17 protein-coding genes and 2 tRNA genes are annotated in these 18041 nt (G+C 39.9%); 5 read left to right on the plus strand and 14 right to left on the minus strand.

What is annotated here, in order from left to right; translation table 11 throughout:
* Positions 1-60: 60 nt before the first annotated feature.
* Together EL17_RS11485 and EL17_RS11490 are read right to left on the minus strand one after the other, a co-directional pair.
* A tRNA-Pro gene (locus EL17_RS11485) sits at positions 61-134 on the minus strand.
* Positions 135-180: 46 nt separating this feature from the next.
* A tRNA-Lys gene (locus tag EL17_RS11490) sits at positions 181-253 on the minus strand.
* A gap of 308 nt (positions 254-561) precedes the next feature.
* Here EL17_RS11490 and EL17_RS11495 point away from each other — a divergent pair.
* Positions 562-1239, plus strand: a complete 678-nt coding sequence (locus tag EL17_RS11495) for an SH3 domain-containing protein (RefSeq protein ID WP_240485981.1) — start codon at positions 562-564, stop codon at positions 1237-1239.
* Between the two features lie 355 nt (positions 1240-1594).
* Here EL17_RS11495 and EL17_RS11500 read toward each other — a convergent pair whose 3' ends face one another.
* The 6 genes from EL17_RS11500 to EL17_RS11525 all read right to left on the minus strand — a co-directional run bounded on the left by EL17_RS11500 (position 1595) and on the right by EL17_RS11525 (position 7792).
* Positions 1595-2323: a hypothetical protein gene (locus EL17_RS11500; RefSeq protein ID WP_035074093.1), complete on the minus strand. Its 729-nt coding sequence runs from the start codon at positions 2321-2323 to the stop codon at positions 1595-1597.
* Between the two features lie 127 nt (positions 2324-2450).
* Positions 2451-3344 carry a sugar phosphate isomerase/epimerase family protein gene (locus EL17_RS11505; RefSeq protein WP_035074095.1) on the minus strand — a complete coding sequence of 298 codons (894 nt, stop codon included), beginning with the start codon at positions 3342-3344 and terminating at the stop codon, positions 2451-2453.
* Positions 3345-3403: 59 nt separating this feature from the next.
* Positions 3404-3964, minus strand: coding sequence for a gluconate 2-dehydrogenase subunit 3 family protein (locus EL17_RS11510; protein ID WP_035074098.1), 561 nt, complete (start codon positions 3962-3964; stop codon positions 3404-3406).
* A 12-nt stretch (positions 3965-3976) separates the two neighbouring features.
* Positions 3977-5656 carry a GMC oxidoreductase gene (locus EL17_RS11515; RefSeq protein ID WP_035074100.1) on the minus strand — a complete coding sequence of 560 codons (1680 nt, stop codon included), beginning with the start codon at positions 5654-5656 and terminating at the stop codon, positions 3977-3979.
* A gap of 25 nt (positions 5657-5681) precedes the next feature.
* Positions 5682-6548 carry a hydroxypyruvate isomerase family protein gene (locus EL17_RS11520; protein WP_035074102.1) on the minus strand — a complete coding sequence of 289 codons (867 nt, stop codon included), beginning with the start codon at positions 6546-6548 and terminating at the stop codon, positions 5682-5684.
* Positions 6548-7792: a nucleoside permease gene (locus tag EL17_RS11525; RefSeq protein ID WP_035074104.1), complete on the minus strand. Its 1245-nt coding sequence runs from the start codon at positions 7790-7792 to the stop codon at positions 6548-6550. The genes EL17_RS11520 and EL17_RS11525 overlap by 1 nt, the downstream gene beginning before the upstream one ends.
* Before the next feature lie 264 nt (positions 7793-8056).
* On the opposite strand from EL17_RS11525, the gene EL17_RS11530 reads away from it, so the two are divergent.
* The 3 genes from EL17_RS11530 (at position 8057) to EL17_RS11540 (ending at position 10458) form a co-directional block, all read left to right on the plus strand.
* Positions 8057-9217, plus strand: a complete 1161-nt coding sequence (locus EL17_RS11530) for a Gfo/Idh/MocA family protein (protein ID WP_035074106.1) — start codon at positions 8057-8059, stop codon at positions 9215-9217.
* A gap of 86 nt (positions 9218-9303) precedes the next feature.
* A complete protein-coding gene (locus EL17_RS11535; protein ID WP_035074108.1) occupies positions 9304-9732 on the plus strand; it encodes a c-type cytochrome in 429 nt (142 codons plus the stop codon).
* Positions 9733-10458, plus strand: a complete 726-nt coding sequence (locus tag EL17_RS11540; protein ID WP_316932661.1) for a 3-keto-disaccharide hydrolase — start codon at positions 9733-9735, stop codon at positions 10456-10458.
* Positions 10459-10490: 32 nt separating this feature from the next.
* Here EL17_RS11540 and EL17_RS11545 read toward each other — a convergent pair whose 3' ends face one another.
* Positions 10491-12725 carry an NADP-dependent isocitrate dehydrogenase gene (locus EL17_RS11545; RefSeq protein ID WP_035074110.1) on the minus strand — a complete coding sequence of 745 codons (2235 nt, stop codon included), beginning with the start codon at positions 12723-12725 and terminating at the stop codon, positions 10491-10493.
* Between the two features lie 242 nt (positions 12726-12967).
* On the opposite strand from EL17_RS11545, the gene EL17_RS11550 reads away from it, so the two are divergent.
* A complete protein-coding gene (locus tag EL17_RS11550) occupies positions 12968-13513 on the plus strand; it encodes a CAP domain-containing protein (RefSeq protein ID WP_035074112.1) in 546 nt (181 codons plus the stop codon).
* 135 nt (positions 13514-13648) lie between these two features.
* Here EL17_RS11550 and panB read toward each other — a convergent pair whose 3' ends face one another.
* The 5 genes from panB to EL17_RS11575 form a co-directional block, all read right to left on the minus strand.
* Positions 13649-14470 (minus strand): 3-methyl-2-oxobutanoate hydroxymethyltransferase, encoded by an 822-nt coding sequence (panB, locus tag EL17_RS11555; RefSeq protein WP_035074114.1) that lies wholly within the window; start codon positions 14468-14470, stop codon positions 13649-13651.
* Positions 14471-14472: 2 nt separating this feature from the next.
* Positions 14473-14976 carry a phosphoribosyltransferase family protein gene (locus EL17_RS11560; RefSeq protein ID WP_035074117.1) on the minus strand — a complete coding sequence of 168 codons (504 nt, stop codon included), beginning with the start codon at positions 14974-14976 and terminating at the stop codon, positions 14473-14475.
* 134 nt (positions 14977-15110) lie between these two features.
* On the minus strand, positions 15111-16034 hold the full coding sequence (rsgA, locus tag EL17_RS11565) for a ribosome small subunit-dependent GTPase A (protein WP_035074119.1): 924 nt from the start codon (positions 16032-16034) through the stop codon (positions 15111-15113).
* Complete coding sequence (locus EL17_RS11570) at positions 16031-17197, minus strand: 3-deoxy-D-manno-octulosonic acid transferase (RefSeq protein WP_240485982.1); 1167 nt, start codon at positions 17195-17197, stop codon at positions 16031-16033. The genes rsgA and EL17_RS11570 overlap by 4 nt, the downstream gene beginning before the upstream one ends.
* A 185-nt stretch (positions 17198-17382) precedes the next feature.
* Complete coding sequence (locus tag EL17_RS11575) at positions 17383-18012, minus strand: peroxiredoxin (protein ID WP_035074123.1); 630 nt, start codon at positions 18010-18012, stop codon at positions 17383-17385.
* Between the last annotated feature and the right edge of the window lie 29 nt (positions 18013-18041).

An 18041-nucleotide genomic window follows, 5' to 3' on the forward strand; every position in this document is an offset into this window, starting at 1 on the left:
TGAAACCTTCCCGCCCAAAAGCGGGATGCTCTATCCAATTGAGCTACAGGACCGTAATTGTCGGGGTGGCAGGATTCGAACCTACGACCTCCTCGTCCCAAACGAGGCGCGATACCGGGCTACGCTACACCCCGAAGCTTTAATTTTATACAAGTCCAAATACACCAGCGTACAAAACTGTGATCCCGCTGGGATTCGAACCCAGGACCCATACATTAAAAGTGTATTGCTCTACCAGCTGAGCTACGGAATCATTTTTATTATTTCAATCACCCTATAATCTTGGCCTCACGATCAAAACTAAAAAGCTAAACACTAAAGTTATCGACTCCGGATTTCCCTGTATCGACTCCTTAAATATCCTCATTAAAGTATCCAACGTGTATGCCTTATATTCTGGCAGCGCATCTAGCTTAAGTCCATACGACTTAAATTTTTAACGAAATTTGATTTGCTTTTTGCTAAATCTTTATCGTAATTGGACTGCAAATTTAAGCGACCTTATTTAAAATGCAAAACTTACAGCCAATCTTTATTACAAAATTTCTAATATTTTTTTTGATGATTACACAAATCATTAATTGTCAAGCAAATACCAAAAACTTAAATTTAGGAGATTCTTTGTTCAAAACGCAAAATTACAAAGAAGCCTTGGAAATTTATGAAAACTTGCTCCATGAAGAGCAATCCTATACGCCAAGCATGCTGCTGAAAATGGCATTTATCACAGAAGGAATGGGCGATTATCCTAAAACTACCCTTTACCTGAGCAAATATTACGATTACAATCCCAATCAAAGAATAACCAATAAAATCAAAGCCCTAACAGAACAGACTAATCTTGTAGGATACACGGTTTCAGATGGTGAACAATTCTTCCGGCTTCTGGCAGACCAAAGAGAGAAAATAACCATATTCTTGATTCTATGTCTATTGCTATCTCTCGGGTTCATTATAAAATTTAAAGAAAGAGCCGATAAACCTCGCTATTTTGTACCCAGCATTATTCTTATATTGCTCATCTTCTTTTCCAATAACTTTTTGCATACACCTCAGCGTGCCATCATCACCGGTAGCCCTACCTTAATCATGGACCAACCTACGGCAGGAGGTAACCTCATTAAAAAAGTGGATGCCGGTCACCGTGTTAAAGTAAACTCCACTAAAGATATATGGTACGAAATAGAATGGGAAAACCGTAAAGGCTATGTTAAAAAAAATAGTCTTACTAAATTGTAATCATAAAAAAATGACTTCTCCAAAACCACTTCTATCACTGTATCCTAGAAAATGCCATTTTATAAAAGTATGTCATATTATATGTATGGTCACAGCATAGTGACTTATATTATCTTATCAATTCGGAATAGCTATAACTGTAAGTTTATTTTATAAAAAAAAGAGTGATTTGTATCTAAATTGCCTTTATGATTTTCAAAAAAAATTTACCGTAAATATTTTTAAATACAAATGCATGGATATGCCTATTCATAAACCACAAATAGATCGTCAGCTAAATAATAAAACATTGGTTAAGTGTATAATTAATGTTGTTATTTAGGAAAACAGTACGAAGAACATAATTGTAGTACCATCATTTTTCAGCATTTTCCACTTCATCATCATCATCATCCTCTTCCACATCTACCAGGGTCATGATCTCACCGGGGGACATATATAGGTCCCGGATCTTGTTCCTGTACTCTTCCGGGAGGCGGTCATGGTTTAATATAAAGTTTTTGGTATCTACCAGGTTATTACCCAATCCACCCGCTACAGCATAACTATCTGCAGTAATTTCTGCTTGGGTAACAAATGCATTAGAGGTGACATATCTCACCCCAAAAGAAATTAAGCCCAATCTGGATTTATCAAGATAATCCATGATATGTCCCAGTTCATGACCAATCCATCCCAACAGGACATTTTCAGGAACTTCTTCTATTGGAAGCCATTCATCATCCAGTTCAAGATATCTGCTAATATTTATGCGGTATTTCCTATTGCTTTTACTATTAAAAAGCAGTGAGCCAACTTTTGGCTGAGCTTGCATCACTGACCCTCTAATTTTCTTTTTAAAGTCAAAATCAATTTCTACCTCCATTAATTCAGGAAAATGTGAAAGTGCCAACAATGTTACATCTCTGATTTCATCAGGAATTACTTTATTGACCGCATATTGCTCCAAATCTACATATTCGGTCACGCTGGTGGTAGGCATAGGTAAATCTTTCTCTTTATTATCTGACAATTGATCACTCAGCATTAGGCTCAATATTATAGAGGTGGGCAAAACAATATGTGCTAAAATGTATGAAATCATAATTAAACAACTGGGTGGGGTACTGAAAAGTTCAGGCTCAGGACTTTCCTGTATTTAACATATATAGGTTAAAAGCAAAAACCATCCCGTTTAGGATGGTTTTAATAATTAATATTTAAAATATATATTAACTTACTTTTACATTCTTCAAATATTGAGCATTCTTTTCTGCACTCTCCATAGAAGTAATATTGTCAAATCTTTCTTGTTCGGCAAAGAAATAATCCATTCCATTTTCTTTGGCAGTTTTGATAATAGGAAGAAAATCTATCATACCAGTACCTAACTCTGTAGAGGCATCAGCCTCTCCTGGTGAGGCGTCCTTTCTCCTGTCTTTGATATGGCCCAGCTTAAACCGGTCACTGTATTTCCTGAGATAGGCCTCTGGATCATGGCCAGGTACTACTACCCAATAGAAGTCCATTTCATAATATACCAGTTCCGGATCAGTGTTTTCCATAAGAAAATCTTGTGGCATTTCACCTTCCAAGGGTTCAAAGGTATAACCGTGATTGTGATAGGCAAACCTTATGCCCTTGTCCTTACAAACCTGTCCTATCCGGTTGAATTCATCGGCTAATCTTTTAAAATCGTCCATGCTCTCCTGTGGACCTACGTAAGGGCAAATCAGGTATTTTAAATCAATCTCTGCCGCTTCAGATGCCTTTTGCTCCAGACCTTCAAATACATTGGCATGAGTCGAAATAAATTTAAGGCCTAGATCTGATGTCATATCCTTGAAAGCTCTGTGCTGCATACCCCAAAAGATCCCCTTGCCTCCGTCATAACCCTCTATCGTATCGTACCCATAAGCGGCTATTTTTTCTAGCGTATTCCTCACATCCTCGTCCATTTGGTCTTTTACAGAATATAGCTGGATCCCTATATTGGAAAGCCCCCTTCCTGCATTATTGTTAACCAATGCAGACTTCCCTTCTGGGCTACTGCAGAATTGAAATGGCAAAAAGGCACCGCTAGCCATCACCGCTCCCAATTTGAGGAATTTTCTTCTGTTATTCATTTTTATAATTTATTAAATAAAAAACTAAGGAACTTTAGGATATTAGGAAGCCTGTTAAGTTAAATTGCCCAGACTTTATCTCCTACAGTGTAATCTGTACAACCATCGTATCTACCAGGGGTTTCGACGTATCTCAGCTGTTGGGTAGCACCTATTTCCGAGGTAAAATAGCCTAATAAGGTCAGGTCTTTCATCATATTGATGTACTGGGGCCCGTCTTCATTTTCTATGTCTCTTCCTTTCCGGTTCAGACTATTGAGATATTCAGTTCTCTGCTCTACAGTGCCGCTCATAAAATCATTCCCCATCTCCTTTTTAAAGCCGTCCCTTATTTCATTCAAGCCCCTTATCCAGGTTTCCTGTTGCTCTTTATTATAAGTCTCTCTTACCATAGTAGCCATAAAGACTCCTATTCCCGTAGCTTTAGCTCCTGGAGTATCCGTAGTAGGGATGATAGCCTCTCCGATTTCATCCATATAGGCTATTTCACTATCAGAAAAATCCAGGCCCTCTATCCTATCTTCAGGAGCACATCCAGTAAGGATGACGTTGGCACCGACCATAGTCCCACCCATCATGAGCACCATATTTTTCAGCGCATCTCTTCTATTCATTGCCATAATATATGTGTATTATAGGTTTCTGTTTTTTAATTCTCTTACCGCAAAGTCCACCGCTCTGGCAGTCATGGCCATGTAGGTGAGGGAAGGGTTCTGAGCAGCCGCAGAAGTCATCGCTGCTCCATCTGTAACAAATACGTTTTTAGCGTCCCATACCTGATTATTACCATTTAGAACGGAGGATTTAGGATCTCTGCCCATCCTGGCAGTTCCCATTTCATGTATCCCCTGGCCCATGGTATATCCGCTGTCAAATTTAGATACATTTTTGAGACCGGCTGCTTCCAACATTTCGGCAGCATCATTCATCATATCCTGACGCATTTTCATCTCATTTTCTTTGATTTCAGCATTCATTACCAGTACTGACATCCCCCATTTGTCTTTAACATCAGGACTTAGCTTAATCGTATTTTCATGGTAAGGAAGAATTTCACCAAAGGCGGTGATGCCCATGCTCCATGGCCCTGGTTCACTGATCGCGTCTTTAAGGGGAGCCCCGAAATTAATTTCTGCTATTTCCCTGCTCCAACCCTGTCTGCTGGCAGCACCCTGATACCCAAAACCTCTTACGTAATCCCTTTTATCCCCATTAATATTCCTAAATCTGGGTATATAAATACCTGTAGGCCTTCTTCCATAATAATATTTATCATCAAACCCTTCCACCTTACCGTTTGCTCCTAGTCTGAAATGATGATCCATTACATTGTGCCCCAACTCCCCGGAACTACTGCCAAGTCCTTCCGGCCATATATCTGTAGCTGTCCTCATCAGTATGGCTGTGGAGTTAAAAGCTGAAGCACATAAGAATATAATTTTAGCTTTATATTCTACTGTCTGGTTGGTTTCAGCATCCAATACCTCTACACCAGTGGCTCGCTGTGAATCTTTATCATAAATCAGCTTATGCACAATAGACCATGGCCTGAGAGTAAGGTTCCCGGTCTTCATAGCAGCAGGGAGTGTGGAAGACTGAGTGCTGAAATATGCTCCGAAAGGACATCCAAGCCAGCACTTGTTCCTATACTGACAGTTAGTCCTACCCTCTAGCGGCTGTGTGATATTCGCCACTCGCCCTATAGTCACATGGCGTGAACCTTTAAAATGGTCTTTTACCCTGGCGGCAACATCTTTTTCCACACAGTTCATATCCATAGGAGGCTGAAATTCGCCATCAGGGAGTTGTGCCAATCCATCTCTACTTCCAGATATTCCGGCAAATTTTTCTACATGGCTGTACCATGGGGCTAAATCCTTATACCGGATAGGCCAGTCTACCGCAATGCCTTCTTTGGCATTTGCTTCAAAGTCTATATCACCCAGTCTATAGCTCTGCCGTCCCCACAATAGAGATCTTCCCCCTACCTGGTATCCTCTATACCAGTCAAAAGGCTTTTCCTCCACATATGGTGAATCAGATTCATGTGCCCACCAGTCTACATTCAGCTCATTCAATACATAATCCCTTCTAAGTACAGGATGATTTTCGATCATTTCTACCGATCTTCTTCCTCTATAATTAGTCTCCCAAGGTCCAATAGTAGCCGTATGATAGTCCTTTACGTGCTCTACATTCTGTCCTCTTTCCAGTAACAGGACCTTAAGCCCTTTTTCCGTCAATTCTTTTGCCGCCCAACCGCCGCTGATACCTGACCCAACGACTATAGCATCATATTCTTGATTTGCCATAAATTATCTATCCTCTATTCTTATATTAAACATCACATATTTCTATAGCTTCACGCAGTGATGCTATTTTATTACCGGCCTTGGGAATAAATTCCTGAGCCACATATCCATCAAATCCTGTATCCTTTATAGCATTCATTATCGCTGGATAGTTTAGTTCCTGACGGTGATCTATTTCATTCCTTCCAGGATTACCTGCAGTGTGGTAATGTCCATAGTATTGGTGGTTTTGCTTTATGGTCCTGATAACATCTCCTTCATCTATCTGCATATGATAGATGTCATAGAGCAGTTTAAAGTTTTCAGAATCCAGCCTTTTGCATAGTTCAACTCCCCACTTGCTGTTATCCGCCATATAATCAGGATGGTCTACCTTACTGTTCAATAATTCCATCTGAAGTACTACCCCTTCCTTTTCAGCCAAGCCAAGAATTTTCTTTAACCCTTCCACACTGTTTTTCAATCCAGTTTCATCATCCATCCCATCTTTGTTTCCACTGAAGCATATCAGGTTTTTATATCCAGCTTTGGCTACCTGGGGGATCATTGCAGTATAATTGTCCACCAGTTTCCTATGATACGTTTTATTATTGAAACCATGGATGAGGTTGATCTCTGCCCCATTGCACATAGAACTGTGAACATTGTGCTTTTTCAGTGTATCCCATCCACCAGGCCCCACCAGATCGATTGCATTAAATCCAAGCTCTTTGATCGTAATACATAATTCGTCCAATGACAAATGTCCAAATGTCCACTGACAGACAGCATGATTTATATTGCCTTTTAATCTCATTTCATTTTTTGCTTTAACATCTACAAAAGGCAAGGCAGAAAACAGTGCCGTTCCTGCCAGCATTTTCTTTAGCACATTTCTTCTAGAATCTCCCATTACACAGCCTTTTCTATAAGTTCTTCTTTTTCAACCTTTTCTTCTTTAAACAATACAGCGAAAAGTATGGTCACCAATACCGCTATACCTGAAGGGATCATCCAAATCGATTTCCAATCGTGGGTCTGATCTGCTAAAAGGAAATGGTCAGACACCAACCCTGCTATCCAAAAACCTATCAGCATGCCCACGCCATAGGTTGCCAAGGTGATAAGACCTTGAGCGGCACTTTTATACCGTGGACCTGCTTTTGAGTCAGTGTATATCTGACCTGAAACGAAGAAAAAGTCATAACAGATACCATGTAGTGCTATCCCTATCAATAACATATATACGCCGGAGCCCGCATCTCCAAATGCAAATAAAGCGTATCGGGCCACCCATGCCATCATTCCGACCAGCAATGTTTTTTTGATCCCAAACTTAGTGAAGAAAAGAGGCAGCAATAACATGAAAAGCACTTCCGATACCTGTCCTATAGTCATCTTCCCGGTGGGATTTGGCAGCCCTACTTCGGTGAGGAAAGGGTTTGCATTCTGGTAATAGAACGCAAGTGGAATACATATTAAGATAGAGGAAATGAAAAATATCAAATAATTCCGATCTTTCAAAAGTTTAATGGCATCTAAGCCGAGTACTTCACTTATCTTCAACCTCTCGCCCGTCGCTATTTTAGGTGGTGTAGCTGGCAAAGTAAAACTGAAGAGTCCCAGAACGACAGATGCTATGCCTGACATTAGAAAGGTATTCCGAAGGGCTCCCGCAGCAAGTCCTTCTGTACTATCCCATAAAAGAAGGCTGATAAGTAATCCGGCTAATATCCAGCCTATAGTCCCCCATACTCTTATAACAGCAAATTCTTTCGCAGGATCCTGCATCTGATTAAAGGACACGGAATTTACTAAAGCCAGAGTAGGCATATAGACCACCATATAAGCAAATACATAAGGATAAAACTGGGTGAAATCTTCTGCTCTAAACATCATAAACATCAATCCGGCACCTATCAGATGCAAGAAACCCAATATCTTTTCTGCATTAAAATATTTGTCCGCTATTAGCCCAATTATAAAAGGTGCTATGATAGCCCCAAATGATTGGGTAGAAAATGCCGCTGCAGTCTGTGTACCTGATGCCTGTAAAGTAGCACCTAAAAAGGTCCCCAATGTCACAAACCAACCGCCCCAAATAAAAAATTCAAGGAACATCATGAAAGATAATCTAATCTTAATACCAGTAGTCATAGGGTCAAAGAAGGTTATTATAAGTTTAAGTTAATACTGAATTTACAAACATTTTCTAACATTAATCACTTAAATTAGTAAATCCAAACAATATGGTAAGAAAGCAATTCCTGATCATTTTATTTTTACCATTCATATAATATTGAGACACTAAATCACCGATACCATTTGGTGAGAGAAAAAAATTATCCAATATTAACTATTATAAGAGAAATTATAACAAAACGAATTAATATAAAAAGATCAACCACAATAATAAAGAATATGGCTTACAAAAAACTCAAAATGGGAATGATCGGTGGCGGACCTGGCAGTTTTATTGGCGCTATTCATAGAATAGCAGCCAATATGGATGGTGAAATAGAACTCGTGGCGGGAGTATTCAGCAGCGATCCTGAAAAAAGCAGATCGGCAGGGGAATCCTTATTTTTGGATCCCAATAGAGTTTATGGATCATATGATGAAATGTTTGAAAAAGAAAATCAGCTTTCAGAAGAGGAAAGAATGGATTTTGTGAGCATAGTCACTCCAAACCATGTCCATTTTGACCCCTCCATGAAAGCGCTCGAGCATGGCTACCACCTGGTACTGGATAAACCAATGACCCTGACATTAGAGGAAGCCCGTATTTTATACGATAAAATAAAATCCAGTGGCAAACACTTTTGCCTAACACATACCTATACCGGCTATCCCATGATAAAGCAGGCCAGACAAATGGTAGCTGATGGTATACTCGGAAATATCAGAAAAGTATATGTAGAATATCCTCAGGGATGGCTTACAGAAATGCTGGAAAGTGAAGACAACAAGCAGGCTTCATGGAGAACTGATCCCAAAAAAAGCGGTAAATCAGGATGTATGGGTGACATAGGAACACATGCCTTTAACCTGGCTGAATACATAACCGGATTAAAACTCTCTAAATTATGTGCAGATATTAATACAAAAGTAGAAGGCAGGTTACTTGATGATGATGGAAACGTACTTTTGAAATTTGATAATGGGGCATCAGGGACATTAATCGCCACACAGATAGCAACAGGGGCAGAAAACAACCTCAATATCAGAATCTATGGAGACAAGGCAGGCCTAGAATGGAAACAAGAAGATAACAATACCCTCATTATAAGACATCACAATCAGCCGGACCAGATCTATAGAGCTGGAAGCCCTTACCTGAGCCATAATGCACAGGCCAACACAAGAACTCCGGCGGGCCATCCAGAGGGATATTTGGAAGCATTTGCAAACCTTTATAGAAATTTTGCGCGAACCATACAAGCACAACGTCAGGGTAAACAACCTGATGAAGCATGGCTTGACATCCCAGGAGCTACTGATGGCCTTCGGGGCATGGCATTTGTACACCATGTAATCGAAAGTGGAAAATCAGACCAAAAATGGACAGAGTTTACCGTTTAAAAACTGATATGGCACATCTAAGCAACCTTTGTGTGTCTAATATTTCAAATTTTATTACCTTGTATTACTAACCAAACAAATACTATATGAAATTTTTCAAACCTTTAAGTCTTGGCATCATTGCCCTAACATCCGTAATGTATGCCTGTGGAGGAGGCGGAGGAGAAGGTACAGAGGCCAGTAAAGAAACCACCTCCTCACTACCACAAAACCAGCCGCAACAATCATTGGAACAAAGGTATGGTGATGATCCAGATTATATAGCAGGACTGGCACTTATAAAGGAGTCCGACTGCCCGAGTTGCCATATGGCTGAAAGAAGAATAGTAGGCCCATCCTATAATGAGGTAGCTGAGAAATATGAAAACACCTCAGAAAATGTAAACTTATTAGCTTCCAGGGTAATCAAAGGTACTGTAGGGGAATGGGGAAATGTCCCTATGCCTGCTCATCCAAGCCTATCAGAAGAAGATGCACAGCAGATGGTGCGCTATGTACTATTGCTAAGAAAATAGATGATGATTAAAAATACGTATTTATCAATAGCGGCTATTGCACTTATAGCAACAGCATGTGAACCCAGTAATACCACCTCTAACGAAGAGGAACAGGAAACCACTTCGACCCGGGATTCTGATTGGATCGATCTTTTTGACGGTGAGTCTACACGTGGATGGTCCAGCTATAACCAAGAGGGTATAGGAGAGGCCTGGAAAGTATCAGATGGAGTTTTACATTTCGATGCGTCTGCCGGAAAAGGCGGCGATCTTGTGACAGATGAAGTTTATTCTGATTTTCACCTAGAACTAGAGTGGAAAATATCGGAAAATGGAAATAGTGGGATTTTGTTTTATGTTCAGGAAACTGAAGAATATAGTGCTCCCTATCACACAGGACCTGAAATGCAGATTCTGGACAATGATGGACATCCTGATGCCAAAATCACGAAGCACCGATCAGGAGACCTTTATGATCTGATAGAATCAAGTGAAGAAGCTTCCAACCCTGTGGGCGAATGGAATAAATCAGAAATAATATCACAAAATGGCAAACTTGATTTTTACCTTAATGGCGTCCACACCGTGTCTACCACCATGTGGGATGATCAGTGGAATGAAATGGTAGCCAACAGTAAATTTAAAAACTGGGAAGGTTTTGGTAAATACCAAGAAGGAAAAATAGCCTTACAAGATCATGGTGATGATGTATGGTTCAGAAACATCAGAATCAAAAAACTGTAAATAAAAAAAAGCCGGAATATCCGGCTTTTTTTTTATTCTCCTATCATTTCCAATATACTGTTAAAGGTGCGGCTAGGCCTCATAGCACGTGATGCTTTATCTGCATCGGGCTTATAATACCCTCCTATATCTACTGATTTGCCCTGAGCTCCGTTCAGTTCTGCTAGAATATCTGCTTCCTGATCAATAAATGCCTGCGCTACTTCTTCAAAATCTTCCTGAAGATCCGGATCTTGATCCTGTTCTACTAAAGCCTCAGCCCAATACATGGCCAAGTAATAATGGCTTCCCCTTAAATCCAGTTCGTTTACTTTTCTGGAAGGCGATTTGTCATTCTGCAAAAACTTTCCTGTAGCCTTGTCCAGTGCCTTTCCCAGGACTATTGCCCGCTCATTGGAGAATGTATTGCCAAGATGCTCCAAAGAAACCGCCAATGCCAAGAACTCTCCCAGTGAGTCCCATCTCAAATGCCCTTCCTCCACAAACTGCTGTACGTGCTTGGGTGCTGATCCTCCTGCCCCGGTTTCAAATAGACCTCCTCCGTTCATTAAAGGTACTATAGAAAGCATCTTTGCACTGGTCCCTAATTCTAAAATAGGGAATAAATCTGTCAAATAATCCCTCAACACATTACCGGTCACAGATATAGTATCTTCTCCTGCTTTTGTCCTTTCTAATGTAAACTTAGTAGCCTGCTCAGGACTCATGATCTGTATGTCCAGTCCATCAGTATCATGATCACCCAGGTATTGGTGGACTTTTTTGATCAGTTCTGCATCATGAGCCCTATCTTTATCCAGCCAAAAAACAGCCGGTGCCCCTGTAGCCTTGGCCCTATTAACAGCTAATTTTACCCAATCTTGGATAGGGGCATCCTTGGTCTGGCACATTCTCCAGATATCGCCTTTTTCCACTCTATGTGCTATAAGCACTTCTCCAGCATCGTTTACTACCTCTACTGTACCTGCATCAGGTATTTCAAATGTTTTATCATGCGACCCATATTCTTCTGCTTTCTGCGCCATCAGTCCCACATTAGGAACACTACCCATTGTAGTAGGGTCAAAAGCACCATGTTGCTTACAAAAATCTATCGTCTCTTGGTATACCCCTGCATATGATCTGTCAGGTATTACTGCTTTGGTATCCTGAAGCTTATTGTTTTTGTTCCACATCTGGCCAGATGAACGGATCATGGCAGGCATAGATGCATCTATGATCACATCACTAGGTACGTGCAGGTTGGTGATGCCCCTGTCAGAATTTACCATAGCTAGATCAGGACTTGATGCATAACAGTTATCTATTGTTGCTTCTATTGCCTTTCTTTTATCATCTGGAAGTTGCTGGATGGCATTCACCAGATCAGCAAAACCATTTCTCACATCCACACCTAGGCTCTTTAATTCCTCCCCATGCTTTTCAAAGACAGGAGCAAAAAACACCTCAACCGCATGGCCGAAAATAATAGGGTCCGATACCTTCATCATGGTCGCTTTCATATGAAGAGAAAATAAGACGCCCTGATTTTTGGCATCTTCCTTTTGCTCTTCCAAAAATGATCTTAGTGCTTTCACACTTAAAACGGACGCATCTATAACTTCGCCTGCTTTTAAAGAGAGTTTTTCTTTAAGTATTTTTGTATCTCCGTTCTCCGCTTTAAGTACTATGTTCACTGTACCTGCTTCTGATAAAGTAAGTGATTTTTCACTTCCATAAAAGTCTCCCCCAGTCATACTGGATACATGGGTTTTAGACTCACTGTTCCATTTCCCCATACTGTGGGGGTTGTTTTTAGCATATTGCTTTACAGCCTGTGGCGCCCGTCTGTCCGAATTACCTTCTCTCAAAACTGGATTTACAGCACTTCCTTTTATTTTATCATACCTTCCCTGTATAGACTTTTCTTCCTCACTTTGCGGTTCATCAGGATAATTTGGCAATGCATATCCCTGCACCTGAAGTTCTTTGATAGCTGCTTTCAGCTGTGGAATGGAAGCACTTATATTTGGAAGTTTTACGATATTGGCTTCAGGTGTTTTAGCGATTTCACCTAATTCTGCCAGATCATCATTTATCTTCTGGTCTTCATTTAGAAATTCCGGAAAAGAAGCTATGATTCTGCCCGAAAGTGAAATATCACGGGTTTCTACTACCACCCCTGCAGACCCTGTAAAAGCTTTGATAATAGGCAATAGGGAATAAGTAGCTAAAGCTGGAGCTTCATCCGTAAGTGTATAAAGGATTTTTGGAGTTTTTGATGTCATCTTTTTTTATCTAAAATTCTAAGCTCAGCCGACAAACTGTTTGTCGGGTTTAAGTTAAGTGCTATATAAATAAACAATGTACGCTTACCTTATTTTTTAAAGGTTTAAAATTGTGGCTAAAAATAAGCATTTTATCGGGGAATAGTAAATAGATCTTTAAATGAATAAATTCTATCTCCTATAGATCATTTAACCAAAATTGGCGTTTGTGTATAGAAAGTTAGAAATATTAAAAAAAAATTATGCCCGTTAACCTGTTTATAGCCTTTATACTATCCCTACTAATTCATCATTATAGTGATGGACCTGCGGCTGATGTGCTTAGCCCCGAGGAAATGGAACTAATGAAGATAATAAATGAATACCGCACTACCAGAAATTTACCTCCAGTGACTCATTCTCCCAAACTTACCAAAGTAGCCCAGGCCCACGCAAAGGATTTACAGGAAAATTTTTCCCGGGGAAAAAAATGCAATATGCACAGCTGGTCAAAAAATGGCCCCTGGTCCGACTGCTGCTATACAGATGACCACAAACGAGCCAGCTGTATGTGGGATAAGCCTAAAGAAATAGCCGGATACGACAGCCCCGGATATGAGATAGCCTATTGGCATTCTGCCAAAGCCACTCCTGACCATGCCTTAGAAGTATGGAAAAAAAGTCCCGGCCATCACGCTGTCATAGCGAACCTGGGGCCGTTTAAAGACGCCGAATGGAAAGCCATAGGTATAGGTATATTTAAGGAGTATGCAGTAGTCTGGTTTGGCGAAATGGAGGAATCGTCCTAATGCGGAGTAATGGGATCCATAACCAATTTAAAATTCCTATTCCTTACCTAAGGGTAATCAGCATAATGACTAATAATAATACAGTATATACCTTATACTATATTATTATCAGTTCATAGGCCTTATGGTTTCAATTTAATAACTTTCTTTTTCATTGGGAAAATCCCGGGACTTCACATCATCGATGTATTCTTCTACAGCTTTAAGCATCTGTGACCTGAGATCAGCATATTGTCTTAAAAATCTCGGTTTAAATTCCTGGGTGATCCCCAACATATCATGGACCACCAATACCTGCCCGTCTACATCTGGGCCGGCACCTATACCTATTACAGGAATAGATACTGTTTCAGCTACCATTTTGGCTAATTTTGCCGGAATTTTCTCCAGCACTAAAGCAAAGCAGCCACATTCCTGGAGTATTTTAGCATCTTCCAATAGCTTTTCTGCTTCTTCATCTTCTTTAGCACGTACGGTATAAGTGCCAAATTTATAAATAGACTGTGGAGTCAGGCCCAAATGTCCCATCACCGGCACCCCCGCACTCAAGATCCTCATGACCGATTCACTTATTTCTGCACCTCCTTCTACTTTGACAGCATGCGCACCAGATTCTTTCATGATACGGATGGCGGACCTTAAGGCTTCAGAACTATTGCCCTGATAGCTTCCAAATGGAATATCCACCACCACAAATGCTCTGCTTACCGCTCTTACGACGGAAGTAGCATGGTATATCATTTGATCCAGCGTGATGGGCAGGGTGGTTTCATGTCCAGCCATTACATTAGATGCTGAGTCTCCTACCAGTATGATGTCTACCCCACCGGCATCCACTATGCCGGCCATAGAATAATCATAAGCGGTCAACATTGAAATTTTTTCCCCTCTGCCCTTCATTTCATGGAGGGTATGGGTGGTGATTCTTTTTATATTGGATGATTGGTGTATGGACATAATCAGTGAAGATGTACGGTATATTGATCTTTAGATAGGTCTACTTCTATATGCTCACTCAATGTGGTAGAAAGTTCAAAACCTGTGTAGTCAGGTGTTACGGGAAATAGTTTGTGGCTTCTGTTTACAAGTACTGCTATTTCCATTTTATTGATTGGTATTTCCAAAAAAGGTTTTAGTGCATAAGCTAGTGTTTTGCCTGTATTAAGCACATCATCTACTATAATCAGGCATTTGTCTTTTAAATCAATATCTTCAGAAAGTATCACTTCACCTTGTACCACAGCTGTTTTGTCCAGCATTACCTCCAAGAGTTCTACTTTCAATGGGGAAATTTCACGTAAACTATCTGCAAGAAGCGAAGCAAATAAATTACCCATACCTGAAATACCAGCAAATACCACTGCTTCTGCAGATATATTCCGCTCGTATATTTCATAAGCTATCCGGGTGATCTTCTGGAGAATCTGCTTATGGTTTAAAACCAATGTGTTTGTGTCACTCATATTTGTAGGTATAATACCGAATTAAAAATGAAAATTAATTAGATTGTGGCGGGATTCAAAGATTTGCAGATTTTATTTAATCCCTCTCTATGGCCAGGTTCAACCATTCACTTATTCTTCATGTATAAAAAAACTTATCTGTAAGTGTCTTCTTCGTTCATAATATTTACATAACTATCATACCGGTAAGGGTGAATATATCCATCTTCCAATTTTTCTAAAACCATGCACCCAGGCTCATTGATATGTTTGCAGTTATTATACTTACACTGACCTAAATATTTTCTCATTTCTACAAAATAATGAGAAAGCTCCTGGTCCTCTATATCCAAAATCCCAAATTCTTTAATTCCGGGCGTATCTATAATATAGCCACTGCCTTCAAAGCTGAACATCTCCGCAAATGTGGTCGTGTGAACGCCTTTAGTGGTGAAACTGGATATATTTTTGGTAGCCTGGTTTGCGCCTGGAATCAGCTTATTGAGCAATGTGGACTTCCCTACACCCGAATGTCCGGACAATAATGTCGTCTTCCCGATAAGTAAAGGTGCCAGACCTTCAAGCAGACCTGACTCCTTGAGTGCTGATAATTCCAGAACCGGATAGCCCAAAGGTTCGTAGATCTCTCTGATGTCCTGGAGAAAATCAAGGTCTTTATCTTTGTAGGCCAGGTCCATCTTATTTACTACCAAGGTGGCCGGAATCCTAAAGCTCTCGGTACTTACCAGAAATCTATCTATAAAACCCAATGAAGTCCTGGGGCTTCTCAATGTGATCACTAGAAATGCCTGATCAATATTAGACGCAATAATATGAGAAAAATGAGATTTTCGGGTGGACTTTCTTATTACATAATTTTCTCTGGGAAAAATTTCTGTGATCACTGCAGTCAGCTGATCTGCCTCTCTCTCTACCTCTACATAATCTCCTACAGATACAGGATTGGTTAATTTAAGGTCATCTTGTTTGAATTTGCCTCTGAGACGGCATTTGATTTCCTCATCTTTTACCCTTACCAGATACCAGCTCCCTGTAGATTTGGTTACTCTTCCCTTCATTGATTTAAATGTATCATTACCTGTGCCATAATTTTCTCTGCGCTACCCAAATTATCCATCACCATTTTTCCCGCAGCATTACTTGCTTTATCATATCTCTCATTTATCAGAAGCTGATCTACCACTTCTATTAGTTCATCTGAATCTTTAACTTGAAAACCACACCCATACTGTAGACTTATACCAGCTTCGGGGAATTTGTTTTTTATTTTTAATTCCCCGAAGATAACAGGGACACGGAAGGCCAAAGGCTCCAGAATATTATGAAGGCCTCTTCCAAAGGCCCCTCCTATATAGGCAAGATCTGCATATTGAAACAATGAAGAAAGCATGCCTATATTATCTATAAAAAGCACCTTACTTTCTTCCTTTGATATCAGCGTGGAATAGAGGCTACTATTGCTTTTAATTGCCTCTTGCCACAGACGGATCGTTTCTATATTAATATCATGTGGAGCAATGATATATTTATAAGGCGCATCAGAATTAATCAAAGTAAGGAGCAGATCCATATCTTCCTGCCAGGCACTGCCTACTACCATCACTTTTTCATCATTAATCCATTCTTTTATTTCTGGGAAAATTTTTGGGCTTTGGCTTAAGGCATGTACATTATCAAACCTGGTATCACCTGTAAGGGAGGATAAGGGATAACCTATAGTAGTAAGAAGGTCCTTTGATGTCTGGTTTTGGGTAAAAATATGGTCAAATGATTTTAATATTTTCCTAAAAACCCCTCCATAATACTTAAAATATACCTGATCTGGTCTGAATGATGCAGAGAAAAGAAAGAGTGGTATATTCTGTCTCTTTGCTTCCAAGATCAAATTAGCCCAAAGGTCATATTTCACAAAAAAAACAGCATTAGGATTTACCAGGTCTATAAATTTTTTTGCATTCACTGGAGTATCCAAAGGCAAATAAGAAATGAAGTCCACATTGGCCTGAGGTTTTTTTATGACATTTTCATAGCCGGATGGGCTAAAAAACGTGAGCAGAACCGAATGCCCAGGCATTTTTTCTTTGAGTTTAGCGATGACGGGTTTGGCCTGTTCATATTCGCCTAAGGATGCCACATGAAACCAAACAATATCTTTATGATGGGCAGCAAAATAGTGTAAATGCTCAAAAAGCGCAGTTCTCCCCTCTACGAATAATCTCATTTTTGGCGAAACCACTTTGATTAAGCCTGATACTGAAGAAAAACCGCTTAGGATAAAATCATAAAATACCTTCATTGATAGCAAAAATACTCAGAAGGATCCTATAATTGTAGACTTATCCCTAATTTCTATAAAACCAAAAAGCCCCGACGTGGTCGGGGCTGTATTGCTGAGGAAATTTTAAATTAGTTTTTACCTAAATATGCCGCTACACCTTCTTTGGTAGCCTGCATTCCTTCTTTACCTTCTTCCCAGTTAGCAGGACATACTTCACCGAATTTCTCTACGTGATGTAATGCATCCACTAATCTGATCATTTCATCTATATTTCTTCCCAAAGGAAGATCATTGATCGTTTCATGTCTAACCTTACCTTCTTTGTCGATCAAGAATGAACCTCTGTAAGCTACAGGAGCTCCTTCATAAACCAACTCTCCTTCTTCATTATAATTCCACTCACCTGCCAATACGCCAAAGTTATGGGCAATAGTTTTAGCCGGGTCAGCTACTATAGGATAGGTTACTCCCTGTATACCGCCCTGGTCTTTTGGAAGGCCCAACCATGCCAGATGAGACTCCTCAGTATCCGTAGACGCACCTACTACTGCTACTCCTCTTCTCTCAAATTCAGCCAATTTTTCCTGAAATGCAAGAATTTCTGTAGGACATACGAAAGTGAAATCTTTTGGATAAAAGAAGAAAATAACATCCTGCTTGCCCAGATATTGGTCCAATGAGAAATTTTCAACAATTTCTTCACCGTTAATTACTGCTGCTGCTTTAAATACTGGAGCTTTTTTTCCTACTAATGACATAAATTTAATTTTTTGGTTTTGTATAAATA

This window comes from Anditalea andensis, from assembly GCF_000714815.1.
Classification (GTDB): Bacteria; Bacteroidota; Bacteroidia; order Cytophagales; family Cyclobacteriaceae; genus Anditalea; species Anditalea andensis.